At 61.2% G+C, this 24,282-nt stretch carries 23 protein-coding genes; 8 read left to right on the top strand and 15 right to left on the bottom strand.

The window, feature by feature from the left end; genetic code table 11:
• Positions 1 to 33: 33 nt before the first annotated feature.
• From ENJ54_10850 to rarD, 10 genes are all read right to left on the bottom strand, one after another.
• Positions 34 to 507 (bottom strand): hypothetical protein, encoded by a 474-nt coding sequence (locus tag ENJ54_10850; protein ID HFC10330.1) that lies wholly within the window; start codon positions 505 to 507, stop codon positions 34 to 36.
• A 75-nt stretch (positions 508 to 582) separates the two neighbouring features.
• Positions 583 to 1,056 carry a hypothetical protein gene (locus ENJ54_10845; GenBank protein HFC10329.1) on the bottom strand — a complete coding sequence of 158 codons (474 nt, stop codon included), beginning with the start codon at positions 1,054 to 1,056 and terminating at the stop codon, positions 583 to 585.
• A gap of 57 nt (positions 1,057 to 1,113) precedes the next feature.
• Positions 1,114 to 1,836 (bottom strand): DUF4388 domain-containing protein, encoded by a 723-nt coding sequence (locus ENJ54_10840; protein ID HFC10328.1) that lies wholly within the window; start codon positions 1,834 to 1,836, stop codon positions 1,114 to 1,116.
• A gap of 19 nt (positions 1,837 to 1,855) precedes the next feature.
• A complete protein-coding gene (locus ENJ54_10835; protein ID HFC10327.1) occupies positions 1,856 to 2,251 on the bottom strand; it encodes a roadblock/LC7 domain-containing protein in 396 nt (131 codons plus the stop codon).
• Between the two features lie 4 nt (positions 2,252 to 2,255).
• Positions 2,256 to 2,924 carry a gliding-motility protein MglA gene (locus ENJ54_10830; protein ID HFC10326.1) on the bottom strand — a complete coding sequence of 223 codons (669 nt, stop codon included), beginning with the start codon at positions 2,922 to 2,924 and terminating at the stop codon, positions 2,256 to 2,258.
• Complete coding sequence (locus tag ENJ54_10825) at positions 2,924 to 3,514, bottom strand: hypothetical protein (protein HFC10325.1); 591 nt, start codon at positions 3,512 to 3,514, stop codon at positions 2,924 to 2,926. Before ENJ54_10825 ends, ENJ54_10830 begins: the two co-directional genes overlap by 1 nt.
• Positions 3,474 to 4,181, bottom strand: coding sequence for a hypothetical protein (locus ENJ54_10820; protein ID HFC10324.1), 708 nt, complete (start codon positions 4,179 to 4,181; stop codon positions 3,474 to 3,476). The genes ENJ54_10825 and ENJ54_10820 overlap by 41 nt, the downstream gene beginning before the upstream one ends.
• A 570-nt stretch (positions 4,182 to 4,751) precedes the next feature.
• Positions 4,752 to 5,915 carry an aspartate aminotransferase family protein gene (locus tag ENJ54_10815; GenBank protein ID HFC10323.1) on the bottom strand — a complete coding sequence of 388 codons (1,164 nt, stop codon included), beginning with the start codon at positions 5,913 to 5,915 and terminating at the stop codon, positions 4,752 to 4,754.
• Positions 5,916 to 5,918: 3 nt separating this feature from the next.
• Positions 5,919 to 6,491, bottom strand: a complete 573-nt coding sequence (locus ENJ54_10810) for a biotin transporter BioY (GenBank protein HFC10322.1) — start codon at positions 6,489 to 6,491, stop codon at positions 5,919 to 5,921.
• 84 nt (positions 6,492 to 6,575) lie between these two features.
• The gene (gene rarD, locus ENJ54_10805; protein HFC10321.1) at positions 6,576 to 7,466 is read right to left on the bottom strand and encodes an EamA family transporter RarD; all 891 of its coding nucleotides are present in this window, start codon (positions 7,464 to 7,466) and stop codon (positions 6,576 to 6,578) included.
• 156 nt (positions 7,467 to 7,622) lie between these two features.
• Between rarD and ENJ54_10800 the strand changes: the two genes are divergently transcribed.
• The 6 genes from ENJ54_10800 to ENJ54_10775 all read left to right on the top strand — a co-directional run bounded on the left by ENJ54_10800 (position 7,623) and on the right by ENJ54_10775 (position 16,408).
• Positions 7,623 to 8,777, top strand: a complete 1,155-nt coding sequence (locus ENJ54_10800; GenBank protein ID HFC10320.1) for a hypothetical protein — start codon at positions 7,623 to 7,625, stop codon at positions 8,775 to 8,777.
• A gap of 209 nt (positions 8,778 to 8,986) precedes the next feature.
• Complete coding sequence (locus ENJ54_10795; protein HFC10319.1) at positions 8,987 to 9,277, top strand: 30S ribosomal protein S20; 291 nt, start codon at positions 8,987 to 8,989, stop codon at positions 9,275 to 9,277.
• 174 nt (positions 9,278 to 9,451) lie between these two features.
• Positions 9,452 to 11,233: an arginine--tRNA ligase gene (argS, locus tag ENJ54_10790; GenBank protein ID HFC10318.1), complete on the top strand. Its 1,782-nt coding sequence runs from the start codon at positions 9,452 to 9,454 to the stop codon at positions 11,231 to 11,233.
• 361 nt (positions 11,234 to 11,594) lie between these two features.
• Positions 11,595 to 12,146, top strand: a complete 552-nt coding sequence (locus ENJ54_10785; GenBank protein HFC10317.1) for an LOG family protein — start codon at positions 11,595 to 11,597, stop codon at positions 12,144 to 12,146.
• A gap of 124 nt (positions 12,147 to 12,270) precedes the next feature.
• A complete protein-coding gene (locus ENJ54_10780; protein HFC10316.1) occupies positions 12,271 to 13,707 on the top strand; it encodes a proline--tRNA ligase in 1,437 nt (478 codons plus the stop codon).
• A gap of 187 nt (positions 13,708 to 13,894) precedes the next feature.
• On the top strand, positions 13,895 to 16,408 hold the full coding sequence (locus ENJ54_10775) for an endonuclease MutS2 (GenBank protein ID HFC10315.1): 2,514 nt from the start codon (positions 13,895 to 13,897) through the stop codon (positions 16,406 to 16,408).
• Positions 16,409 to 16,468: 60 nt separating this feature from the next.
• On the opposite strand, the gene ENJ54_10770 is transcribed toward ENJ54_10775, so the two are convergent.
• The 5 genes from ENJ54_10770 to ENJ54_10750 form a co-directional block, all read right to left on the bottom strand.
• Complete coding sequence (locus tag ENJ54_10770) at positions 16,469 to 17,020, bottom strand: 2-oxoacid:ferredoxin oxidoreductase subunit gamma (GenBank protein ID HFC10314.1); 552 nt, start codon at positions 17,018 to 17,020, stop codon at positions 16,469 to 16,471.
• A gap of 12 nt (positions 17,021 to 17,032) precedes the next feature.
• The gene (locus ENJ54_10765; GenBank protein ID HFC10313.1) at positions 17,033 to 17,827 is read right to left on the bottom strand and encodes a 2-oxoglutarate oxidoreductase; all 795 of its coding nucleotides are present in this window, start codon (positions 17,825 to 17,827) and stop codon (positions 17,033 to 17,035) included.
• Positions 17,828 to 17,839: 12 nt separating this feature from the next.
• Entirely contained in the window at positions 17,840 to 18,946 is a 1,107-nt protein-coding gene (vorB, locus tag ENJ54_10760; GenBank protein HFC10312.1) for a 3-methyl-2-oxobutanoate dehydrogenase subunit VorB, read from the bottom strand.
• 14 nt (positions 18,947 to 18,960) lie between these two features.
• The gene (locus tag ENJ54_10755; GenBank protein ID HFC10311.1) at positions 18,961 to 19,206 is read right to left on the bottom strand and encodes a 4Fe-4S dicluster domain-containing protein; all 246 of its coding nucleotides are present in this window, start codon (positions 19,204 to 19,206) and stop codon (positions 18,961 to 18,963) included.
• Positions 19,207 to 19,799: 593 nt separating this feature from the next.
• Positions 19,800 to 21,809, bottom strand: a complete 2,010-nt coding sequence (locus tag ENJ54_10750; protein ID HFC10310.1) for a 4Fe-4S dicluster domain-containing protein — start codon at positions 21,807 to 21,809, stop codon at positions 19,800 to 19,802.
• Between the two features lie 784 nt (positions 21,810 to 22,593).
• On the opposite strand from ENJ54_10750, the gene ENJ54_10745 reads away from it, so the two are divergent.
• Together ENJ54_10745 and ENJ54_10740 are read left to right on the top strand one after the other, a co-directional pair.
• A complete protein-coding gene (locus ENJ54_10745) occupies positions 22,594 to 23,112 on the top strand; it encodes a DUF2478 domain-containing protein (protein HFC10309.1) in 519 nt (172 codons plus the stop codon).
• A 24-nt stretch (positions 23,113 to 23,136) separates the two neighbouring features.
• Positions 23,137 to 24,276 (top strand): ABC transporter substrate-binding protein, encoded by a 1,140-nt coding sequence (locus tag ENJ54_10740; GenBank protein ID HFC10308.1) that lies wholly within the window; start codon positions 23,137 to 23,139, stop codon positions 24,274 to 24,276.
• The last annotated feature ends 6 nt before the right edge of the window (positions 24,277 to 24,282 follow it).

Raw genomic sequence — 24,282 nt, 5'->3', positions numbered from 1 at the left:
TTGTTGACTGCCCAGGTGGAAAATAATCCAAACTCAGAGCAACTCAAACGCCAAGGTGCAGACGTGAGCCTCAGGGTTGACGTCAAATTCACTGATTTTGGTTTTCACTCCCAGCCGTTGACGCATAGCGGCGGTGGCAATGTTGAGGAAAGGACACACAAAGGGTTTGACCCCCTGGGCCACCAGATCTTTTTCCACTTGCATCAATACACAGTGGTCGATCCGCAGGCTGACGTGTTCGCCTTCTTCCTTGGCTTCAAAATCGAGAGCGATCCCGTATTCATCCACGAAGATGCGGGCGATTTCGGTGAGCATGTTTTGAGGGTCTTCACCCTCGATTTCCAGGCCCATGTTCTTTTCGAGGATTTCCAACATGCCTGCACCGACGGTGTTGGTCGTGGCCAGCGCCGATTCGCCGAACAGGTCCCATAGGCCTTTTTCCAGGCCATAGATGATCATTGCGTTGATGCGGGCAAGATTACGCTTTTTTTCTTCTTCGGTTGCCATACAAAAAATCTCCTTAGGATGCAGAGGGAAAGCAGCGCAGGCCGTGACCGCTTGAAGGTCAAAGCCCAAAGGGCACTATACCATCTCGAAACACAGACGACAGTGGCGACGTTCAGTATCCACCTCAAATTTGCTAATGCGGGTTTTGTGGTGAGAATTGCGACGCATGGCAGCGGCTGTAATGTTTAGGAAGGGACACACAAAAGGTTTGATGCCTGCATGGATGAGGTCCTCCTCCACATGCATCAACACGCAGTCTTGAACCTGCATTTCAATGGTATCGCCGTTTTTGACGATGTCAAAATCGGTCGCAATACCGTATTCATCCACAAAAATGCGACCGATTTCGGTGAGCATATCTTGAGGGGCTTCGCCTTCAACTTCTAGCCCCATGCTCTTTTCGAGGATTTCCAGCATCCCTTTGCCCACAGTGTTCGTGGTAGCCAAAGCCGATTCGCCGAACAGGTCCCACAGGCCCTTTTCCAAACCATAGATGATCATGGCATTCATGCGGGCAAGGTTTCGCTTTTTTTCTTCTTCGGTGGCCATGGTTCTCTCTCCTTGTCGGATGTTATAAGTACACAAAGAAAGAGGTGTGCTAACGATTTACAGGATGTCTCGCAGTTCCTTGGAAATGGAACGCACTTCAGCAAAAGCCATACCAAGGTTGACGTTGGCAGGGGTGAGAGCGACGAAGAGGGTTTCGTCGTTGAGGGGAGCGACGATGATGTTGCCGTCATCGCCTTGAATGAGGGTTTGCTTGAAGCCCCCGCGGTTGAGTTGCTGCACGCTGCGTTTGCTCAAGCCAAGGATGGCTGCCGAACTTGCGCCGACCATTGCCTCGTCCAAGCCTTTTTGAGGCACATTGGCCGAGTAAACCAGGCCGTCAATGCCTACAATGGCCGCGCCTACAATATCGGACGATTCGGTCAGTAAGTTTTCCAATGCTTCAGCGAGTAATTCACTTTTCTTCTTAGGTGCCATAGGTTTTGCCTCCTGTGGTTGGGTGGGAAAATTGGCGTCCGCCTGGGCTTCATCGCGAAGGCGGGCGCCTTCCAAAAGAACCTCTGTCCAGTTTTCGTGAATGCTGCGATGAGGGGCAGTAACGCCGTTGATCATTTCAAAGGTACCTTCCTGCCAATCGAGGACGTGGAAGATAACCTCTTTGCCTTCCAGATCGCCCAGCACAGCATGGGCAATTTGTCCATCATCGAAAAAGATTTCGGCAGTTTGCCCTTTGTGTTCGAGCACTAGCCGGGCCTGTTTGCGGTCTATGCAGGCATGTTGTATTAAGTCGGCAGGGTGCATGTCACTCAATTGCCCTTGCATGATGGTTCACCTCGTAGTGTCACAGGCGCCACGCCTGCGAAATTTTACGTATAGCCTGATTGGTCAGACGGCGATAGGCTTTGTGGCGGTCATCGATGCGCACAGCCAGAATCAACTGATGGCCGTTCACGTCAAAGGGGCGGCAAACCAGCCGGTTTCCCTCGCTATCGAAAAGGGTAATTTCATCGGTCTGCCCGATGCCCAACTGACTGGTGGCTTGTGCCGCGGTCTTTTGAATCAGCGCGACCACAGCCGATTGAGTGTCAGGGTCGTTTCCTTGACCGGCCGCTGACGCCAGAGGGAAACCATGCCGGTCGGTAAGCACGGCAATCGAGAAACCACCAGCCTCGTTCATTTCCTGCAGAATTTCACTCAGTTGCGATGAGCCGCGTTTGTTCTCCTTTTGAAGCACCATTTGCTCACTCCCTGATCGTTGTTGTGGTTTGAGAAGAGGGGGGAGAAGGGGGAGGGACCGGATTGGTTCCATGTCCTACCTCAGGGGATTTGCTTCGCTGGTGCAAACGCCCTACTACCCTTTGAGTAATGGCTTTCAACGTCTCGAAAACGCCTATCTGACGAATGGCAACGGCCCCGATAGCGACTTGCCCCCCCAATGAAAGCAGAGAACGGTAAATTTCTGGTGATAGTGCGCCAGGGAGATCTTGTTTGTTGACTTGAACGACAACAGGAATGTCTGCGAGGCTGATGTTCATCTCTTTCAAATGCCGCTTCATATCCTGCCAGGCAGCAAGATTATCAGAGACGCGGGCGGGGTCTGCATCGGCGACGAAAACAACGCCGTCAGCTCCACGGAGTACCAGCTTGCGGCTGGCTTCATAATAGGATTGGCCGGGAACGGTATAGAGTTGTAATTTGGGCGTCAACCCACTGATTTTTCCCAATTCCAGTTGCAGGAAATCAAAGAACAGCGTCCGGTCTTCATGAGTTTTGAGGGAAACCAGATCGCTACGGCGGTTGGCCGGCACACGGGCATGAATTTGTTCCAGATTGGTGGTTTTGCCGCTCATTGCCGGGCCATAATAGACAATTTTCAGGTTGAGTTCCCGAAGTTGCCAGTTGATGTACATTAGTCTCTTTCTCCTGACCAGATGGCGTTCAGCGCATCCTCAACTAAATCCGCGGCGTTCTCTTCAGTGCCGAGGGGGGCGTGCAGGGTTTGAGGGGCGCTTCCTTGCTGTTGCAGATTCCCCGGCGGTGCATCTACGGTAGCAGCCAGGCGTTGCGCTGCTTGCAAAATCAGCATCCGTGCCCACCCTAACGGTACGTCGGCTCTCACTTTGACCAGCAGTACCATATGGCGACCTGCTTCGGTGATGAAAGTGTGCCCTTCCTTGCCTTCCCGTAATACCATCTGGTAAGCACTATCTTCGCCCAATATGCGCGCAATTTCTCGGCTGGCTACGAGGTCGCCTGCAGCCAGAGAACCTAATGCAACGACTTCGCTCACTTTGTTGTGAGTGCCGTGGGTGGATATAACCTGCCCGCCGACGTCTGCCAGTAACGCAAACTGGACGGGGGTTCTTATTGTCAAATCTTCCAGGATTTCGTTAATGGCACGGCTCTGAGGTGGGTAAATTATCAGGCCGCTGCGGAGATATGTGGAATCAGTATGATCCTTAACTGGCCCCTCTGCCATTGTTTCGAGATTCTCCTCCATGTTGAGTTTCTCCTTTCACAGTATGGTGAGGTTGTTTTGGGAAAATCCCCTGTTGAACAGCATCATCGTAAGAGAGCAGAGGGGGGCTTGTCGTGTTTCCATCCAGGAATGGAAGATGGTTTGCTTCTTTTGTTTCCAAGAGTGCATCATTGGGCGTGGCTTCGACCTGCGCAAAAAGAGCATCCAGATCCTCGGTGATAGCCGCGTCAAGGTCGTCCGGAAGCTCGCCAGAGAGCTGGGGGGAGAATTCCTCGTCTTGATCTTGGAGCATCTCACCCAAAGTTTTGGCAACCCGCTGGCTGTAGTGCATGACGGCTCCCATCGGTGTGCCGAATTGGGTTTTGGGAATCAACAGTGTCAAGAGTAACTTCTCGCCAACGTTGATGGCAAACAAATAGTGCCGACTGCCTTCCCGTTGATAAACCAGATTGAAATTATGTTGCTGGTCGCCCAGCGTTTTGCCTGCTTCCTCAAGGGCAGAAATACTTCCCCCCAGCAGGGCGTTGATTTCGTCCATAGGTAACGTTTCCTGCTCACCGCTGCTAAGCACAGTGTTGCCCATCACGTTGGTCAGGAAAACGCAACAAGCGCCCACATCGTGGCGAAGCGTATCCAGTACTTGCACGACATCATTATGGTGCTGACGAGAGAAATGATACTTGGCCATACTTGCTACTCCTGCACCCCGCGCATCTCGCGGGAAATTACTATAATGGGTGGGTGAGGCGATATTTAACTATGAGCTTAACTATGAGCTTAATTCCTCCGGCATTCCCCCTAATCTAATAGGGAACATCCGCCTGTATTTTGATCCGTTTCAAAGATCTTTGCTAATCCGGCGGGTAATTATAAGGCTTGTTTAAAGAATATCCGTTACATTTTCATAACAGATTTAGGCTGTTTTGCAATACAATTGCAATCAACTGCAATCAATCTGCAATACGCAATGCGGAGATTGCCGCGCTCCTGTAACGGGGGCGCTGTTCCCGTTCGCGATGTTTCCCCAGGAGGATGTTTTCAGATAAACCTTGTCACACACTTTGTCCTGAGGATGATATGCTTCATCCATTTCGCTGGTCGCTAATGCTTCTTGCTCCCATGCGTTTTCGGTGTTTCAAGGGTGCTGGCCCCGCAAGGCCTTCGTTATGAAACCGGGAAAGAAGCAAAAAAGCCTCTCGGGGCTTGCCGCGTAGGCGGCGGGCATCCCCGAGAGGCAAGGGGGGGCTGCGAAGGAAACTCAGCCAGCGACATCCTCCAACGTGGCTTTGAAGGCCGCCACGACGGTATCGATTTGCGCCGTGGTGATGACCAGCGGCGGCAGGAAGCGCACCACCGTCATGCCCGCGGGCAGCGCCAGCACACCGTGTGCCATCAGGCCCTGAATGACGGGTGCCACTTTCTGCTTCAGTTCCACGCCGATCATCAGCCCCGCGCCGCGCACCTCACGAATCAGGGGGTTTTGGATGCTGCGCAGGCGTTCCAGGAAATAAGCCCCGGTTTCGGCTGCCCGCTGGGGCAGGTTTTCCCCTTCCAGCACGTCCAGCGTGGCTAAGGAAGCCGCCGCGGCGAGGGGGTTGCCGCCAAAAGTGGTGCCGTGGATGCCCGGTTTCAGCGGGGCGACGCGCTCGCCAATCAGCACCGCGCCCATCGGCACCCCTCCGGCGATGCCCTTGGCCAGCGTCACCAGATCGGGCTGCACGCCACTATGCTGGAAGGCAAACATCTTGCCCGTGCGCCCCATGCCGCTCTGGATTTCGTCGATGATGAGCAGCGCGCCGCGCTCGCGGCAGATTTCCTGCGCGGTTTGCAAAAATTCGGGCGTGGCGGGGTGGATGCCGCCTTCCCCCTGCACGGCTTCCAGCAGCACGGCGGCGGTGTTTTCGGTCACGGCTTCCCGCAGGGCGGCAGGCTTGTTGTAGGGAATGTGGCTGAACTCCGGCACCAGCGGCTGGAACGGCGCGCGGTATTTTTTGTTCCAGGTGGCGGAAAGCGAACCGAGGGTACGCCCGTGGAAGCCGCGCATCGCGGCCACGATGCCCGCCCTGCCGGTGCTGAAGCGGGCGAACTTAATGGCGGCTTCCACGGCTTCGGTGCCTGAATTGCACAGGAAGACCCGCTCCATGCCTGGCACCAGGTTGCCTAAGCGTTCCAGCAGGCGGGCGCGGGTGTCGTTGTAGAACATTTCGGGGCAGGTGATGATGCGCTCGGCCTGGGCACGCAAGGCTTCCACCACTTTGGGGTGGCTGTGGCCGATGTTGGCCACGCCGTGCCCGGCCACGCAGTCGATGTAAGCGCGCCCCTGGTCGTCCCATACCAGCGCCCCCTGGCCGCGCACGATGGTCAGCGGGCGTTTGGTGTACAGGCCGGAGGTGTAGCGAGATTCGAGGGCTTGGGTATCCATAACCTACTCACCGACCAGCCGCCACGCCGCGGGCAGCAGCAGCCCGGCGGCAAACGCTTTCACGGTGTCGCCCACGATGAAAGGCAGCAGCCCCATCGCCACGGCCTGCGGGAAGCCGACGAAGCGCGCCAGCCACGGCACGCCGACGGCATAGATGGCCACTTCGCCCAGCAGGAAGCCAACCCATGCGGTGGCAACGCGGCGGTCGCCGCCGCGCTCGGCAAGCCAGCCGGTGAGGAAGGCCGCCGCGACGAAGCCGAGCAGATAGCCGCCGGTGGGGCCCAGCAGATAGGCCAGCCCTGCACCGCCGGCAAACACCGGCAGGCCGGCCGCACCTTCAGCGAGGTAAGCCAGCACGGCAACCGCACCGCGGCGGTTTCCCAACGCGGCACCCACCAGCAGCACCGCGAAAGTCTGGCCGGTGAGGGGCACGGGGGTGAAAGGCAGCGGCAGGCGCACATGCGCCATCACTGCGATGAACAGGCTGGCGGCGATGATCAAGGCGGCGTTGCCAGCGCGTGACAACGTCGGTACGAGAACAGTTCTTCGGGCGTAGGTGGGGGTGTAAGTGGTCATGGCACACTCCGGGGAAGAGAATGGCAAATATGGAGCCGTGCGTGGCTCATTGCTATACAACACACTGAGCGAGGGAAAGTGTTGCTATGCTTCTGGCAAAGGTTGCAGCGATTTGCGGTGGCGCAACCCGCCTTCAACCCAGAAGATCACCAGCGCCACCCATACCAGGCTATAACCGATGAGGTGGGAACGGGTAAAAGGCTCATGATAGGCCAACACGCCGAGCAGAAATTGCAGCGTGGGGGCGAGGTATTGCAAAATGCCCAGCACGCTGAGCGGCACTCGCCGCGCTGCTGCGCCAAAGAACAGTAGGGGAATGGCCGTAACCGCGCCAGCACCCACCATCATGATGTTGGCGAGCGCGCCGGCGTGACCGAAGGCGCCCTGACCCTGGACTTCGCACCACAGTAAAAAGGCCAATGCAGGCAGAAAGAGCAGCCCGGTTTCCAAAGTAAGGCCGTCGATGGCATCCAGGGGGGCTGTTTTGGTCACCAGACCGTAGAGGCTGAAGGTAATGGCCAGAGCCAGCGCAATCCAGGGCAGGCGGCCATAAGTCCAGGTGAGGTAAGCCACGCCGAGGGTTGCCAGTCCAATCGCGACCCATTGCCAGGGCCACAGGTGTTCCTTGAGCACGACCAGCCCCAGCAGCACGCTGAGCAGAGGGTTGATGAAATAACCCAAACTGGCTTCCACAATGTGGCCGTGGGTCACGCCCCAAACGTAGGTTAGCCAGTTTCCTGCCAGCAAGGCCCCCGCGAAGCCATAGGTCATCACCACCCGTCGGTCGGTGAGCAGGCCGCGCAGGCGGCGCGTTTGCTTGATGGCGGCCAAAAAAGCCACCATGAAGATGAACGACCACACGATGCGGTGGCCGATGAGCTGCGTGGCTGGGATGGCTTCCAGCGGTTGCCAGTAAATAGGGAAAAGCCCCCACAACAAATAGGCCAGCAGGGCATACAAATATCCGGCGTTCATCGGGCGTGCCTGCTCCTTGAAAAAAGGGGGTGAGCGGTAGTTTACCATGTTTTCGGGATGTTCGACTTGAAGTTGTGGTATAGTGATATAAATGGTTTGCTATTCGTTGTTATAGGGACGCGCCTTTTCCCTGCACGCCTTCAGGAGGAAAATAAAGTGAACAGGAAATTGATGTGGGGTGTTCTTTCGGTAATGCTTTTGGCCGTTTTCGCATGCAGTTTGCCAACGCAGGGGAATACGCCTTCCCTTTCGGCCGCCCAAACAGCGGCTGCACAGACGGTGCAGGCTGTTTTAGCCCAACAGACCCAGGCTGCTTTGGGGCAGCCTACGGCCTTGCCTGGAACGCCTCTCCCCGCGGCTTCGCCTACGCTCACGGCTTCGCTCGCGCCAACGTTGACGCCAACGCCATCGCCTTCGGTGGCCCCTCCGACGCCAACCCCCAGGCCTTGTAATCTGGCCCACTTTGTGAAGGATGTGACCATCCCTGATGGCACGACATTCCTCCCCAACCAGCATTTCACCAAAACCTGGAGGCTTCAAAACGTCGGCACCTGCACCTGGCAAAACTACGCGCTGGTCTTCGACCACGGCGACGCGATGGGCGGCCCGTCGGTCGTGCCGGTGAGCGGCACCGTTGCCCCAGGGCAAGAAGTCGACATTTCAGTCAATTTGATCGCTCCCGCCACCGCGGGGGCATACCGCGGCTACTGGCGTCTGCGCTCCGACAAGGGCATCGTCTTTGGCCTCACCACCGGCAACCCCTTCTGGGTAGACATCAAGGTCGTCGAGGCTTCCCCCACGCCCACCGCGACGCCGACGCCCGCCCCCCCAGCCAACGTCACCGTGACGCTGCACACCATTTCTGCCGAAGACGGCCACGTGGCTGATGACGGTGGTGTGGGAATCAAGCCCTGGGCAGGCTCGTATAATGGCCATCGCATGGATGCGTTCCTCAGTTTCGACATTTCGTCCATCCCTGCAGGGGCGCACGTCGTCTCGGCCAGCCTCGACCTCAGCAACGCCACGCTGGAAGGTGACGTCTTTGGCATTTTGGGCTGGATGCGGATCTACCACGATGAATATGGCGTGCTGGATGCCGCCGATTTCGTGCCTGGCTTCCCCACAGGTGCAATTTACACCTACAGCAGCAAACCTACCGGCCCCTTCTCGAGTTCCGGGCTGCTGAATGCCGTGCAAAGCCGCATCGGCCAGACACGCGTGCAATTCAGGTATCAGTTCCAGAACAACAGTGGCACCCATCGCTATTTCCTCAACGACGCCGTGCTCACCATCGTCTACACCACACCCTGAAGTCTCTAAAACAGGGCTGAGTGGGGGCTTCCCCGCTCAGCCCCCTTGTGCCCGCGGGAAAACATCCCCGACGCCACAGTTTTTCTTGCCCCTGCCCGGAAAGTGAAGTAAAATTGAGCCTTGCAGTTCGCCTTTCGCCGCGACTGTAAACAACCCTCAAACACCCTCAAGAAAACTGCTGCCCAAAAATCACTTCTGGGAGGAAGACCTTGCCGAACATCAAGTCTGCTGCCAAGCGCATGCGCCAGAACGAAAAGCGCCGCCTGCGTAACCGCTGGTTCCGCGGCCGGGCGCGCACCTTTAGCAAGAAAGCCCTCAAAGCGATGGAAGCCGGCGACGTGGAAGCCGCGCGTGCTTACGTCTATCAGGCCATCAAAGCCTTAGACAAAGCCGCCGAAAAAGGCATTCTGCACAAGAACAACGTCGCGCGCCGCAAGAGCCGCCTGATGAAACGGCTTCACGCGCTGGAAGCGCAGGCCGCGCAGGGCGAAAGCGCATAGCGCGCGCCAAGCCTTTGTACCGTCGCGGGAGCCGTGCTTGCTACATGGCTTCCGCTTTCTTTTAATTGCGAATGGCGAATCAGGAATTAGGAAACGCTCCTGAGCCTCTCCGCAACACGCAATTCCTCATTCGCAATTCGCAACACGCAATTCCTAACTTTTCCAGGGCTGCTCATGTTCGAACACGAACTTCACCAAATCGCCACCCAAATCCGCTCCATCCTCGCCGAGCACGACATCCCCGCCCCCGAAAGCCTCGACTGGTCGCCGATTCCCTTTTCGGGCACGTGGGGCGTGGCAACCAACTTCTTCCGCGTGGCCGCGCAGGAAGCCCGCGCCGGCAAAGCCCCCCAGGGCGTGAAAGTGCCCCAGCGGGCGCAGCAAATCGCCGAGCTGGTGGCCGAGGCCCTGGGCACCCCGGAGGGCTTCCAAAAAGTGGAAGCCGTGCGCGGCTACCTCAACCTGTATTTCGACCCCGCGGCTTACGCCCACCATGTCCTCGCCGCTGCCTTCCGGCAAAAGCAGCGCTTCGGCAGCCTGCCCGCCCGCGGGCAGCGGGTGCTGGTGGAATATTCCCAGCCCAACACCCACAAGGCTTTTCACGTCGGGCACCTGCGCAATGTGATTTTGGGCGAGTCGGTGTGCCGCATTCTGGAAGCCGCGGGCTACGACGTGGTGCGCGCCAACTACATCGGCGACATCGGCCTGCACGTCATCAAGTGGCTGTGGAACTACATCAACTACCACCACGGCGAAGAGCCGCCCGCGGAAGGCAAAATCCGCTGGATGGGCGACCTCTACGCCGAGGCCGTCAAGCGCTTAGACGCCAACCCCGACCTGGAAGCCGAGGTGCGCGCCCTCTTCGCCCGCTGGGATGCCCGCGACCCCGAAATCGTCGCCCTGTGGGAGAAAACCCGCCAGTGGTCGCTGGAAGGCTTCGATGAGGTATACAAGCGCTTAGGCGTGCACTTTGACCGCGTGTATTTTGAAAGCGAGGTGGAAGACCCCGGCAAGGAACTCGTCGAGGAAATGATTGCCAAAGGCATCGCCACCGACGAGCGCCCCGACGGCCCAGTGGTGGTGCATCTCGACGAACTCCTCGGCCTGAAAAAGGAAACCTACCGCTCCTATGTCGTGCTGCGTTCCGACGGCACCTCGCTTTACGCCACCAAAGACCTGCCCCTCGCGATCCTCAAATTCCGGGAATACCCCGACCTGGCGCGCAGCATCTACGTCATTGATGTCCGCCAGTCCCTCTACATGCAGCAAATTTTCAAAACCCTGGAAGTGATGGGCTACCCGTGGGCTGACAAACTCTACCACTTAGCCTACGAGGTGGTCAACCTGCCGGGGAACGTCACCATGTCGTCGCGGGAAGGCACGGTGGTGCTGCTGGAAGACCTGATGCGGGAAGCCGCGGCCCGCGCCCGCGCGGTGGTGGAAGAGAAGAACCCCGCCTTAGACGACGCCACCAAAGACGCGGTGGCCGCCGCGGTGGGCATGGGCGCCATCAAATACACCATGCTGGCGCGCGAAAACACCAAAATCGTGACCTTCGACTGGGAACGCGCTTTGGACTTCAACGGCGTGGCCGCGCCCTACATTCAATACGCCCACGTGCGCGCCAACAGCATCCTGCGCAAGGCCGGGGAAGCCCCCGCGGACGCCCTCGCCCCCGCGCACACCCTCCACCCCGCCGAGGTGGAACTCATCTCGCAGCTGGCGCAACTGCCCGAAGCCGTGCGCCGCGCGGCGGAAGATTTCAAGCCCCTGCACATTGCCAACCAGGCCTACGAAATCGCCCGCGCCTTCAACGACTTCTACAACCAGTGCCCGGTGCTGAACGCCGAAGGGGAAGATGTGGTCGCCTTCCGCCTGCGGCTGGTCGCCGCGGCGAAATACGCCCTTGCCGCCGCCCTGCGCCTGTTAGCCATCGAAGCGCCGGAGCGGATGTAACCCGAACGTTGGCAAAGCGTCCTGAGCGGAAGTCCGAGCGTTAGCGAGGACTGAAGTCGAAGGACACTTGAGCGCGCAGCGCTGCGCACCGCGCGTTTCGACTGCGATGGCTCCGCCATCTCCGCTCAACGCGCTTCTGCGCGGGTAGGCGACGGCAGTGTCTTCACCTACCCAACGCCACGAAACAAAATCTCTCCTAACCCCCGTCCGAAAAGCGCAAAATGCGCTTTTCGGACACCCCCTTCCCTCCCTTACTAAGGGAGGGAAGGGGGAAGCCGCTTCCTGAGCGAAGGGCGAAGCCCGAAGTCGAAGGAGCGGCAGGGGGAAGGGAGAGATACTCCCACCAGCGAGGTAAGCGAACATGCCCACCATCACCGTTTTTGGCAGCGCATCGCCCAAAGAAGGCGAACCCGACTACGAAGCCGCCTACCGCTTAGGCTACCTGCTGGGACAGGCGGGCTACACCGTGATGACCGGCGGCTACGCGGGCACCATGGAAGCGGTTTCCCGCGGCGCAGTGGACGGCGGCGGGCACACCATCGGCGTGACCTGCGCCGAAATTGAGCGCTACCGCCCCCTCGACGCCAACCCTTGGGTGCAAAAAGTGGTGCCCACCGAAACCCTGATTGACCGCCTGCGCATCCTTACCACCGAAGCCGACGCGGCCATTGCCCTGCCCGGCGGCGTGGGCACCCTGCTGGAAATCAGCCTCGCGTGGAACCTGCGCGTCATCCACGCCCTGCCGCCCCAGCCCCTCATCCTCGTGGGCCGCGGCTGGCAGCAAACCTTTGAAACCCTGCTGCAAGCCCAGGGGCGCTACATCACCGACGCCGCCCGCGAGCTGCTGCACTACGCCCCCAACGGCGAAGCCGCGGTGGCCGCCCTCACCGCCGCCTTGCCGGTTTCCAAATGAAGCGAGATGCAAGTTGCAGGATGCAGGATGCAAGTTGCAGGATGCGACCAACCGACCAGGTGACTAACCGACTACCTTACGTTTTGGTACAATTACGCCCAACCCTTCTTCCAAGGATGGACTCATGAGCAACACCTTGCCTTCCCGAAGCGAAAACTTCGCTGAATGGTACAACCAACTGGTGCTGAAAGCCGAACTCGCCGACTACGCCCCCGTACGCGGCTGCATGGTCGTGCGCCCCTACGGCTGGGCGCTGTGGGAAAACATCAAAGACGCCTTGGACAAGCGCTTCAAGGAAACCGGCCACGTCAACGCCGCCTTCCCGCTGCTCATTCCCATGTCGTTCTTTGAAAAAGAAAAAGAGCATGTGGAAGGCTTCTCGCCTGAACTGGCGGTCGTGACCCACGGCGGCGGCGAAGCACTGGCCGAGCCTTTGGCCGTGCGCCCGACCTCCGAAACCATCATCGGCTACATGTACGCCAAGTGGATCAAATCGTGGCGCGACCTGCCGGTGCTCATCAACCAGTGGGGCAACGTCGTGCGCTGGGAACTGCGCACCAAACTCTTCCTGCGCACGCTGGAATTCTACTGGCAGGAAGGCCACACCGCCCACGCCACCGCCGAAGAGGCGGAAGAGGAAACCCGCCGCATGTTGGATGTCTACACCGACTTCGCCATCAACGAAGCCGCGGTGCCCGTCGTCCCCGGCGTGAAGACCGAAAGCGAAAAGTTTGCCGGTGCGGTGCGTTCCTACACCATCGAGGCCATGATGGGCGACACCAAAGCCCTCCAGGCGGGCACTTCCCACTTCCTCGGCCAGAACTTCGCCAAAGCCTTCAACATCCAGTATCTGGACAAGAACAACGAACTGCAATACGTCTGGACCACCTCGTGGGGGCTTTCCACCCGCTTCATCGGCGCGATCATCATGACCCACGGCGACGACAAGGGGCTGGTGCTGCCGCCGCGCTTAGCCCCCATTCAGGTGGTCATCGTGCCCATTTACAAGAGCGACGCCCAGCGCGCCGAAGTGCTGGAAGCCGCCGACCGCATCCGCCGCGAGTTGGCTTCCCGCTTCCGCGTCAAACTCGACGACCGCGACAACCTCACCCCCGGCTACAAATTCAACGACTGGGAACTGCGCGGCGTGCCCGTGCGGGTGGAAATCGGCCCCCGCGACCTCGCCAAGGGCACCGTGGCCCTGGCCCGCCGCGACAAGCCCGGCCGCGAAGGCAAGACCTTCGTGCCCCAGGAGGGCCTGGCCGAGACCATCGCCCAACTGCTCGATGACATCCACAACAGCCTCTACGAGCGGGCGTTGGCCTTCCGCAAAGCCCACACCCACGAGCCGAAGGACTACGAGGAGTTCAAAGAGGTGGTGCAGAATGGCTGGGCTTACGCCCCGTGGTGCGGCGACCCCGAATGCGAAGCCCACATCAAGGCCGAAACCAAAGCCACCACCCGCTGCATTCCGCTGGAAGGCGAAAGCGCCGAAGGGCAGAAGTGCATCTACTGCGGCAAACCCGCGAAGCACAAACTCTACTTCGCGCGGGCGTACTAAAATAACCGCAGATTACACAGATTGACGCAGACGAGTCGTGTGCTTCAGTGTCAAGTGTTCCCGTGTCAAGTTTTTCTGCGAAACCTGCGAAATCAGCGGTTTATTCCGCCCCGTCGGTGCAAATCTGTGAAATCCCTGTAGATTTCCCCTCCCCCCGCTCACGCGGGGGCATTTTTTCGGTGCTGAAATGGACGTCAAGACCCTGGAAGTCCTTGAATTCCCCAAAATTCTGGAACGGCTGGCACAGCACACCGCCTTTGCCGCCGGGCGCGAGCGCGCCCTGGCGCTGAAGCCAGCTTCCAGCCTGCGGAAAGCCCGCTCCCTGCAGGCTGAAACCACCGAAGCCCGCGCCCTGCTGGCTTCCCACCCCGGCATTGGCCTGCGGGGCGTGCGCGACATCCGCCCGCATGTGGAAGCCGCCCGCCGCGGCATCACCCTGGCCCCCGAAGCCCTGCTGGAAATCAAGGCCACCCTCGCCCGCAGCCGCGACCTGCGCCGCGACCTGCTGCGCCTGCAAACCGAAGCCCCCCGCCTGGCCGACATCGCCGCCCTGCTGCCCCCGCCCATCGGCCTGATTGACGCTATCGCCCGCACCCTCACCGACGAAGGCGAAATCCCCGACAGCGCCTCGCCGACCCTCGCCCGCCTGCGCGCCGACATGACCTTAGCCCGCCAGCGCCTTACCCGCCGCCTGGAACGCATGGTGCGCGACCCGGCCATTGTGCCCATGCTGCAGGAGCCCATCGTTACCCAGCGCGGCGGGCGCTATGTGCTCCCCCTGAAAGCCGAATTCAAAGGCCGCCTGAAGGGCATCGTCCACGACCGCTCGGCTTCGGGCGCGACCCTGTTCGTCGAGCCGCTGCCCATCGTGGAAATCAACAATCACCTGCGGGAACTGGAACGCGCCGCCGAGCAGGAAATCCGCCGCCTGCTGGCTGCCCTTTCGCAGGAAGTCGCCATCCACGCCGACACCCTGCTGCAGGCCGTGGAAACCTTAGCCCGGCTGGACGTCATTTTCGGCAAAGCCGCCCTCGCCGAGCAAATGGAAGCCACCGCCCCGCGGTTGGTGCCCTTCAGGCCCCGCCCCCTTGCCTCGCCCTCTGGGAGAGGAAAGGGGGAAAGCCCGCAGCAGGGCGAAGGGCAAGGGGGAAAGGTGAGGGCAACGCCGGAAACCACCGCCCCCACCCACCCCGGCGTCACCCTGCGACTGTTAGGGGCGCGCCATCCCCTGCTGCCCCTCGAAACGGCGGTGCCCATTGACCTGGTGCTGGACGAAGACATCTTCGCCTTAGTCATCACCGGCCCCAACACCGGCGGCAAGACCGTGACCCTGAAAACCGCCGGGCTGCTGGCGCTGATGGCGCAGGCCGGTTTCCACATTCCCGCCGAAGAAGGCAGCGCCCTGAGCGTGTTTGCCAACATCTTCGCCGACATCGGCGACGAGCAGTCCATCGAGCAGTCCCTTTCCACCTTTTCGGGGCACATGCGCAACATCGTGCGTATCCTCAAGCGGGCGGATTCCCGCGACCTGGTGCTCCTGGACGAACTCGGCGCGGGCACCGACCCCCAGGAAGGTGCGGCGTTAGCGCGTGCCATCCTCGACCACCTGGTGCGCCGCGGCGTGACCACCCTGGTTGCCACCCACTACCCCGAACTCAAACTTTACGCCCACGCCACCCCCGGCGTTGCCAACGCCAGCATGGCCTTCGATGCCCACACCCTGCGCCCCACCTACCGCCTGGTGGTCGGCCTGCCGGGGCGTTCCAACGCGCTGGAAATCGCCCAACGGCTGGGGCTTTCCGAGGAAATCATCGCCGCGGCCCGCGCAGGCTTCCACCCCGACGACCTGAAAGCCGATGCCCTGTTAGACGAAATCCACCGGCAGCGGCGGCTGGCGCGCAAAGAACGCCGCCGCGCCGAAAAAGCCCGCCGTCGTGCCGAGGCGCTGCGGGCGAAACTGGCGCGGCGTCTGGCGGAAATCGACAAAGAGCGGCGGCAGGTGCTGGCCGAAGCCCAAAGCCAGGCGCAGGCCGAGGTGGAAGCCCTGCGGGAAGAAATCCGCACCCTGCGCCGCCGCCTGCGCCGCCTGCTGCCCCCCGCCGAGGCGCTGGAAGCCCAAAACGAACTCCGCACCGCCCAGCAGGCCGCCGAGGCGCTGGAAACCGAAGTCGAGGAGCGCCTGACCGCCCTGGAAGCCGAAACCGCGCCCCCCGAGCCGCCGCCCGTGGCCGGGCCGCCCCCGCCCCTTGCCGTGGGCGCGAAGGTGCACGTGGAACGCCTCAACGCCCAGGGCACGGTGAGCGCGCTGGACGAAGAGGCCGGGGAAGCCGAAGTGGTCATCGGCGCGCTGCGGGTGCGCACGCCGATTCGCGACCTGCGGGTGCTCGCCCCGCCCCCGCCCCAGGGCGCGGCAGTCGGCGAAAGCAGCGTGCGGGTGCCCGAAGTGGCCTCGCCCGGCATGGCACTGGATTTGCGCGGTCTGACCGCCGACGAGGCGTTGGAGCGGCTGGACAAGTACCTTGACCAGGCCTATTTAGCCGGGCTGCCCTTCGTGCGGATTGTGCACGGCAAAGGCACCGGACGCCTGCGCGCTGCCGTGCGCGACGCGCTGGAACGCCACCCCCACGTCCGCGCCTGGGAATCCGGCCTGCCGCAGGAAGGCGGCGACGGTGTGACCATAGCCAAACTGGCAGGGGAATGAGAAAACCCCCAGGGCCGGCAACCGCCCTGGGGGTGCTTGTGTGCAAAAGCGAAACAGCGCCTATGCCGCTGCCTGTGCCTCAGCCACCGCCGCGCCGGCATCCAGGGCGCGGTAGTTGGCTTCCAGCAGGTGGTGCTTGCTGGCAGGAAGGTGGTCTTTGAGCGCAGTCTTGATTTGCTCCATCGTCAGCATCGGGAAGCGCGGCATCAAAGCGCCCAGCATCACCATGTTGGCTAACCGGCGGTCGCCCAGGTCTTCGGCAATGTGGCTGGCTTTGAGGGTAATGGCCTCGACATCGGTGCGTTCCACCTCGCGGTTGAGCAGCGAGGCGTTGGCGATAATCAGCCCGCCGGCCTGCACCTGCGGCTCGAACTTGTCCAGCGAGGGGGCGTTGAGGGCCATCAGCACTTTGGGGTGAGAGACCAGCGGCGAGCCGATTTCCTCGTCGGCGATGATGACCGTGCAGTTGGCCGTGCCGCCGCGCATTTCGGGGCCGTAAGAGGGAAACCACGTCACTTCGTAGCCTGCGTCCATCGCAGCGTAGGCCAGCACTTGCCCGGCAAAGAGCACGCCCTGGCCGCCAAAACCGGCGATCAAAATTTCTGTTTGCATGGCGTACCTCCTTTACACCCGCAGTTTTTGCAGTTCGGGAGCGACTTTGTAATCGCCCAACGGGTAAGCGGGCACCATGTTGTCGCGCACCCAATTCATGGCTTCGGCTGGGGTCATCTTCCAGTTGGTGGGGCAGGTGGAAAGCAGTTCTACTAACGAGAACCCCAGGCCGCGCACCTGCGCCTCGAAAGCCAGGCGGATGGCTTTCTTGGCTTTGCGGATGTTGGTCGGGTCGTGCATGCTGCGGCGGACGACGTAAGCCGCACCATCGAGCGTGGCGAGAATTTCTGCCATGCGAATGGGGAAACCCTGCACGGCAACGTCACGGCCGCCCGGCGAAGAGGTGGTGATCTGGTTGGGGAGGGTGGTGGGGGCCATTTGCCCGCCGGTCATGCCGTAGATGGCGTTGTTGATGAAAATTACGGTGATGCGCTCGCCGCGGGCAGCGGCATGGATGATTTCGCCCATGCCGATGGAAGCGAGGTCGCCGTCGCCCTGGTAGGTGAAGACGATGCGGTCGGGCAGCACCCGCTTGATGCCGGTGGCCATCGCGGGGGCGCGCCCGTGGGCGGCTTCCACGCCGTCGAATTCGAAATAATCGTAAGCCAGCACGGCACAACCCACCGGCGCGATGCCGATGGTTTTCTCGCGCAACCCCATTTCGTCCAGCACTTCGGCCACCAGCCGGTGGGCGACGCCGTGGGTGCAGCCGGGGCAGTAATGGGTGGGGGTGTCTACCAGCGATTCAGGGCGCTGGTAAACCATTTTCAGGTTAGTTTTGGGGCGAGTTGGAGCAGCAACAGTCATGGGGAGCCTCCACTATTGCACCATGTGCGCCAGCCAGCGGGCGCGCGGGTCTTCTGCAGGGGTGGGCGGTTCGGCCACCAGGGCCTCGATTTCGGCCAGCACCTCGTCGGGGAAGGGCACCATGCCGCCCATACGGCCGTAGAAGCGGATGGGCACCTGCCCCTGCGCGGCGGCCTGGATGTCGTCGAGCATTTGGCCGCCGTTCATTTCCACCACCAGGAAGGCCTTGCTGCGCGCGGCGAGGTCGTGGATGGCGCGGGCAGGGAAGGGGCGCAGGCTGACCGGGCGGAAAAGCCCGACTTTGATGCCCCTGGCGCGGGCCGCGCGCACGGCGGAAAGCGCCACCCGCCCGGCCGTACCGAACCCCAGCACGACATATTCGGCGTCGTCGAGGTAGTATTCCCGGTAACGGATTTCGTTGGCTTCCATTTCGCGCCAGCGCTGCACCAGCCGCAGGTTGACTTCTTCTTCGACTTCGGGTTTGAGGTAAAGGGAAGTCAGGCGGCGTGCAGGCCGGCCTTCGGCCCCGCCGACGGCCCAGTCGGGGCGCTCGCGCCGGCGCGGGCGCGGTTCGGGCAGGGAAACCGGCTCCATCATCTGGCCGATGCTGCCGTCGGCTACCACGAACACGATGGTGCGGTATTTCTCGGCCAGGTCGAAGGCTTCGCCGATGAGGTCTACGGCTTCCTGCACCGAGGCGGGCGCCAGCACCAGGGGGAAGAAATCGCCGTGCCCCGCGCCGTGGATGACCTGGCGGTAGTCGCCCTGCGAGGGGGCAATGTTGCCTAAGCCGGGGCCGCCGCGCATCACATCGACGATGACCGCCGGCACTTCGGTGCCTGCAATGTAGGAGATGCCTTCTGCCATCAGGCTGATGCCAGGGCCCGAGGTGGAGGTCATGACCCGCGCGCCGGTGCAGGCTGCGCCGTACACCATGTTGATGGCGGCCACTTCGCTTTCGGCCTGCAGGAAGGTGCGGCCTTCTTCGGGCATGCGTTTCGACATCCACTCCAGCAGTTCGCTTTGAGGGGTGATGGGGTAGCCGAAATAGGCGTCCAGGCCGGCCCGGATGGCGGCCTCGGCCATTGCGACGTTCCCTTTGAGCAGTTCGCGTGTCATGGTGGCCTCCTTCCCTATGCTGTGGCTGCGCGCGCCCGCGCTTTGACTTCCCGATAGACGGTCATGGCAGCCTCAGGGCACACCACGGCGCAAATGTTGCAGCCGGTGCATCCCTCTTTGGCCAGAATTGCCGGGTGATAGCCGTGGGGGGTGAGCCGGTTGGTGTCCAGGGCCAGGACGTTGACCGGGCAATAGACCACGCAAAGTTCGCACCCTTTGCAGAGTGTCTCGTCAATTTCGACCCATCCTTTTGCAGCCATAGGCACCTCCGTGGTGTGAAAACGCTTGCGCCGGGGGGCGCAGGATATAAAAAAACACCCTCGTCCACAGGGACGAAGGCGTGAACCTCCGCGGTACCACCCTTTTTGCCGACTGCCGCGCGCCGACGGGCGCGTCCGCCCCGTGCGGTAGCCGGCCGCTTGGGTGCGCGATAACGGGCGCAGCCCGCCGCCGGCTACGCTGTGAAGTTCACCGGCGGGGTGTTCCCTGGCGGGAAGGCAGGCGAGTTGGGCCTCGTGGCGCTCGGCGGGCGCCGTTGCCGGGCTTGCACCCTCCCCGGCTCGCTGGCCGATGGCTTACTACTCCTGCTGCCACCTTGTGCTCGAATGCATTTGTGGGGTATGCGGAAACCCGGCACCGAGGGCGTTGCCGGGTTTGATTGGCGGCGATTGTACCCCAGCCGCGAAGATGTGTCTATGGTGTTGTTTTGTTTGTTTATGTTTTTTTTATGTGTGGTCGGCAGGCCGCGTGGTCGTTGGAGATGGCTCGTCGCATGGCCGTTGGGTCAGAGCCAGGAAAAAGCCCCCTGCTCCGACCGCGAGCAGGGGGCGCAAAGGCGTTTTGGGGTGTGAAATCAGTCTTCCACCAGGTGCTCGGCGACGATTTCGACGATGTCTTTGACGGTCGGCGCGCCTTCGCCGGCTTCCTTTGAGGCGTCGTTGAGCATGATCATGCAGAAGGGGCAGGCCACGGCGACGGTTTCGGCGCCGGTTTCCTGGGCTTCGGCGAAGCGGGTGAGGTTGATGCGCTTGTCGCCTTCTTCTTCCTTCCAAATCTGCGCACCGCCCGCGCCGCAGCAGAAGGATTTGTTTTTGGTGTGTTCCATTTCCACCAGGTCGGCGCCCATCTGTTCGAGCACGAAGCGGGGGGCGTCGTATTCGCCGTTGTGGCGGCCTAAGTAGCAGGGGTCGTGGAAGGTGATCTTTTCCAGGCCATCCTGGTCGATTTTGATTTTGCCTTCCTTGAGCAACGCTTCGACAAACTGGGTGTGGTGCACCACTTCGTAGTTGCCGCCGAACTGGGGGTATTCGTTCTTCAGGGTGTGGAAACCGTGGGGGCAGGTGGTGACGATGCGCTTGGGGGCCACCTCGTTGAGCATTTCCACATTGGCGCTTGCCATCTCGAAGAAGAGGTATTCGTTGCCGGCGCGCCGGGCTGAATCGCCGCAGCAGGTTTCCTGCTCACCCAGCACGGCGTAGTTCACGCCCGCGGCGTTGAGAATTTTGGCGAAAGCGCGGGCCACTTTTTGCGCCCGGGCGTCGGTGGCTGCCGCACAGCCCACCCACCACAGCACTTCGGGGTTGGGGTTGTCTTCGATGGTGGGCACTTCGAGACCTTCGGCCCATTTCATGCGCTCGCTGGAAGGCACGTTCCACGGGTTCATGGTGCGTTCCATGCCGCGGAAGGCGGTTTCCCACTGCTTGGGGAAGGTGTTTTCCATCAACACCAGGCCGCGGCGGATGTCCATGATGTCGCGCATGGGTTCGTTACCCAGCGGGCAGACTTCCACACACGCACCGCACGAGGTGCATGCCCACACCGCTTCTTCGGGGATGACGAACTCGGTCAGGGTCTGGGAGGTTTCTTCGCCTTTCGCCAGCCGGTCGCCTTCGTAGTTGAAGAAGTAGCGCTTGTTGATTTCCAGCGCCGCAGGGGAAAGCAGTTTGCCGGTGTTGTAGGCCGGGCAGACTTCCTGGCAGCGGAAGCACATGATGCACGCGTAGGCGTCCATCAATTGATACCAGTGCAGGTCTTCGATGCGGGTGGCCCCGAACTGCTCGATGCTTTCGTCTTCGAAATCCAGCGGTTCAAGTTCGCCGATGGATTTGCGTTCCGGTTTGAGGGCAAAGTTGAAGGGGGCGAAGAAGAGGTGAATGTGTTTGGAGTAGGGGAAGTAGGGGATGAAGAGCATGATCAGCCCAAGGGCGATCCAGAAGGCGAGGTGATGCGCCACGGTGAGCGCCGTCGGGCTGAGGCCGGCCCAGAGGGAAGCCACGGCGGTGGCGAAGGGCTGGTAGGGGTCAGGGCCTTCCTGGGCAATGGCGAAACTTTGGCCGAGGAAACGGAAGCCCACATGGAAGAGGATGAACAGGCCCACGATGAGCGAATCGCGGTTGATGCCTTTGCGAGCCTTGGGGTTGAGCATCACGCTGTCTCGGGTGCCCAGCACGCGATCTTTGAACACAAAGCGCCGAATGAGCAGCGCACTCATGCCGAGCAGCACGGAAACGCTGAGCAAATCGGCGCCCAGGCGGTAGAGGTTGCCGATGGTGCCGGTGCCCATAAAGTGGAAGCCCGCGATATAGCCTTCCAGGATGTCGCCAATGTTGACCAGAACATAATACATGAAGCCCCAGGCAACCATGGCGTGGAAAATCGTCGGCAAGGGCCGCATTTTCCATGTGGGGCGCAAGGTAATGGTCTTGACCAGGGCATCGACGACGCGTTTGCGCGCCAGCGCCCAGTCGGGCTTGCCCTGCCCGCGCCCGATGATGCGGACGAGGCGGACGATGGCCTTCCACGTGGCGTAAGCAGTCGCGAGAAGGGCCAGGGTGAAGAGGATTTTTTCCCAAAGTGTCAGCATGGCACTCCCTCGGGGGTGGAATGGGGTGGAAGAACGAGCAATGGAAAACTCGGCTGTGCCGAGCAGTAGCCAACCCAGGGATTGCACCCATTATAAGGGACATTGCTGCCGGTCGGGGCGAGGAGACCTCGGGGAGCAGGTATCGCTGCGGAAATGCTACCTTCCGACCGGTCGGTTGGGAGGTATTTTACCACAAAAAACGAGGGGGCGTCACTTGCGTCGCAAATAAGCGCGTGGAGCGGAAATTACTGCATTCTCAAACAAGATTTTGGTCATTCTGGAAGGCGCCATCCGCCCTGCCTGGGGCGAGATCTCACCCATCCCCCGCTGAGCCTCGCCGGAGCGGGGGCGGGGAGAGATCAAGCCAGGTGACTGAACACTGCCGGAGAGCCTAATCCCAATACTCTGCGTTGATGATGCATTACGGAGCAATCGCCGTCGAAGCGCTGCCAGAGATATTGTCCGAAAGAGGGGGGCGTAAACTCTGCGGGTGCCGAGGGAATGCCTGGTTGGGGGCGGCCCGCGGGGCGCGCCGGCGCGCAAAACGGCCTGCGATGGATTTCGCAGGCCGTTTTAATCACCGAGAGCCGGGTCGCCACTCCCGGCCCTCTCAAAAGGAGGAGAAGAAAGAAGTTTTTGTCGCCCTTCGTGATCTATCTTACCGCAGGCGGCGCTGTTTTGCTTGACGCTTACACTACGATTACCCTACGATTGCGTCAGATTGTCGCGAGTGAAGCGCGCCCATTGCTCCCGTGGCCGTGGCCTCTCGGGTATACTTGCTGGCATGCCTCTCTTTCTGCTGACTGCCCCTTCGGGTGTGGGGAAGACAACGGCCCTGCAACGCAGCGTGCTTCGCGCCCGCCAACGCGGTTTGCGGGTGGGCGGCGTGCTTTCGCTGGCTCAGCCACACGGGCACCCGCCGCACCCTTCGGCCCTGTGGCTGGAAGACCTCGCCACGGGGAAGCGGCGCCTGTTGGCGCACGTGGCGGCCCCTGCCGAGGCCAGCGTGGGCATTTGGCGCTTTCTGGAAGCCACCCTGACGTGGGGCAATGCCTTGCTGGCCGCTGCGGCGGACGCCGATTGGGTGGTTGTTGACGAAATTGGCCCGCTGGAGATGGATTTGGCGGGCGGCTTGCGGGAGGCTTTCCCCGTGCTACGTCACGGCCGTTACCATACCGCTGTCGTGGCTGTCCGCCCCGCGCTGGCAGAACGCCTGGCGGTCATGTTGGCTTCCCGCCAGCCCAAAATCATTCGCCTGACACCCGAAAATAGGGATACAATTCCCCTGTTGCTTGTCCCCTGAATTCTGCAGTCGTTGGAGGTGACCATGTTGAAACAACTTCGTTGGGTTTTGTGGGCTTTGCTCGTAGGGGGACTGGTGGCCTGCGGAGGCACGGCTTCCCAAAGCGCGCCTCAGCCGACGCAGGCGGCGGTGGTTACGGCGGCACCCATGGCGGTGCCTTCCCCAGCCAACCGCCTGGAAGTGATTGATGCTCGCGGTCGCACCTTGCATTTTGCCGCGCCTCCTCAGCGCATTGTGGTGGCTGGCAAGGCCAGTTTGTTGGTTGCCGATGCCGTTTATGCTTTCCCGGAGGCCCGGCAGCGCATTATTGCATTGCCCAAGCGGCTGCAAACACCGGCGGCGCTTGATTTCCTGCGCCTGGTCGATCCTGACCTCGACGCCAAACTGGTGCTGGCCTCCGATGCTGGCCCTGAGCAGATTGCTGCGCTGCACCCCGACGTTGTGGTGATGAAGAGTTTCCTGGCCAACAAACTGGGGGCCAGTGTCGAGGCTTTGGGCATTCCGGTGTTTTACCTGCAAATGGAAACGCCCGAGCAATACGGCCACGAGATGGCGCAGTTGGGCATTTTGTTTGGCGACCCTGCCCGCGGGAAGACCCTGGCCGCTTTCTACGACCAGACCATCCGCAAGGTGCAGCAGGCCGTCGCGGCGTTGCCCACGGATGACCACCCGCGCGTGCTTTTCCTCCAGCACACAGTCAAAGGGGGAACGACGGCTTACAAGGTGCCCCCGGCTTCCTGGTTGCAGACCACCATGGTGAAACTGGCCGGTGGGGAGCCGGTGTGGGCCGAAAGCGCCCAGGGTGGCAACTGGCAGGTGGTCAATCTGGAGCAGATCGCGGCCTGGAACCCGGACCAGATTTTCATCACCGACTACTTCGCCGACCCGCAGCAGGCGGTGGCTGATTTTCAGGCTGACCCCACGGCGGCCAACCTGACCGCGGTGCACAATGGGCAGGTGTTTCCCTTCCCGAAGGATTTTGTGAGTTGGGATCAGCCCGATACGCGCTGGGTGCTGGGGCTGGAATGGCTGGTGAGGCGCGTTCATCCCCAGGCGCTCGCGGACGTGGACATTTGCACCGTGGCCAAGGCGTTCTATCAGACGGTTTACGGCCTGCAGGGGGATGCGTTGACGGCAGCCGTGGCCCATTGCCCTGATTATTGAGCCGGG

This window comes from Chloroflexota bacterium (assembly GCA_011322445.1).
Taxonomy (GTDB): Bacteria; Chloroflexota; Anaerolineae; order Anaerolineales; family DRMV01; genus DRMV01.
This window is presented reverse-complemented; position numbering and strand designations above follow the sequence as displayed.

Coding starts and splice junctions, on each gene's coding strand:
- ENJ54_10850 (HFC10330.1), bottom strand. CDS start 507: ATGGCAACCGAAGAAGAAAAAAAGCGTAATCTTGCCCGCATCAACGCA.
- ENJ54_10845 (HFC10329.1), bottom strand. CDS start 1,056: ATGGCCACCGAAGAAGAAAAAAAGCGAAACCTTGCCCGCATGAATGCC.
- ENJ54_10840 (HFC10328.1), bottom strand. CDS start 1,836: ATGCAAGGGCAATTGAGTGACATGCACCCTGCCGACTTAATACAACAT.
- ENJ54_10835 (HFC10327.1), bottom strand. CDS start 2,251: ATGGTGCTTCAAAAGGAGAACAAACGCGGCTCATCGCAACTGAGTGAA.
- ENJ54_10830 (HFC10326.1), bottom strand. CDS start 2,924: ATGTACATCAACTGGCAACTTCGGGAACTCAACCTGAAAATTGTCTAT.
- ENJ54_10825 (HFC10325.1), bottom strand. CDS start 3,514: ATGGAGGAGAATCTCGAAACAATGGCAGAGGGGCCAGTTAAGGATCAT.
- ENJ54_10820 (HFC10324.1), bottom strand. CDS start 4,181: ATGGCCAAGTATCATTTCTCTCGTCAGCACCATAATGATGTCGTGCAA.
- ENJ54_10815 (HFC10323.1), bottom strand. CDS start 5,915: ATGGATACCCAAGCCCTCGAATCTCGCTACACCTCCGGCCTGTACACC.
- ENJ54_10810 (HFC10322.1), bottom strand. CDS start 6,491: ATGACCACTTACACCCCCACCTACGCCCGAAGAACTGTTCTCGTACCG.
- rarD (HFC10321.1), bottom strand. CDS start 7,466: ATGAACGCCGGATATTTGTATGCCCTGCTGGCCTATTTGTTGTGGGGG.
- argS (HFC10318.1), top strand. CDS start 9,452: ATGTTCGAACACGAACTTCACCAAATCGCCACCCAAATCCGCTCCATC.
- ENJ54_10785 (HFC10317.1), top strand. CDS start 11,595: ATGCCCACCATCACCGTTTTTGGCAGCGCATCGCCCAAAGAAGGCGAA.
- ENJ54_10780 (HFC10316.1), top strand. CDS start 12,271: ATGAGCAACACCTTGCCTTCCCGAAGCGAAAACTTCGCTGAATGGTAC.
- ENJ54_10775 (HFC10315.1), top strand. CDS start 13,895: ATGGACGTCAAGACCCTGGAAGTCCTTGAATTCCCCAAAATTCTGGAA.
- ENJ54_10770 (HFC10314.1), bottom strand. CDS start 17,020: ATGCAAACAGAAATTTTGATCGCCGGTTTTGGCGGCCAGGGCGTGCTC.
- ENJ54_10765 (HFC10313.1), bottom strand. CDS start 17,827: ATGACTGTTGCTGCTCCAACTCGCCCCAAAACTAACCTGAAAATGGTT.
- vorB (HFC10312.1), bottom strand. CDS start 18,946: ATGACACGCGAACTGCTCAAAGGGAACGTCGCAATGGCCGAGGCCGCC.
- ENJ54_10755 (HFC10311.1), bottom strand. CDS start 19,206: ATGGCTGCAAAAGGATGGGTCGAAATTGACGAGACACTCTGCAAAGGG.
- ENJ54_10750 (HFC10310.1), bottom strand. CDS start 21,809: ATGCTGACACTTTGGGAAAAAATCCTCTTCACCCTGGCCCTTCTCGCG.
- ENJ54_10745 (HFC10309.1), top strand. CDS start 22,594: ATGCCTCTCTTTCTGCTGACTGCCCCTTCGGGTGTGGGGAAGACAACG.
- ENJ54_10740 (HFC10308.1), top strand. CDS start 23,137: ATGTTGAAACAACTTCGTTGGGTTTTGTGGGCTTTGCTCGTAGGGGGA.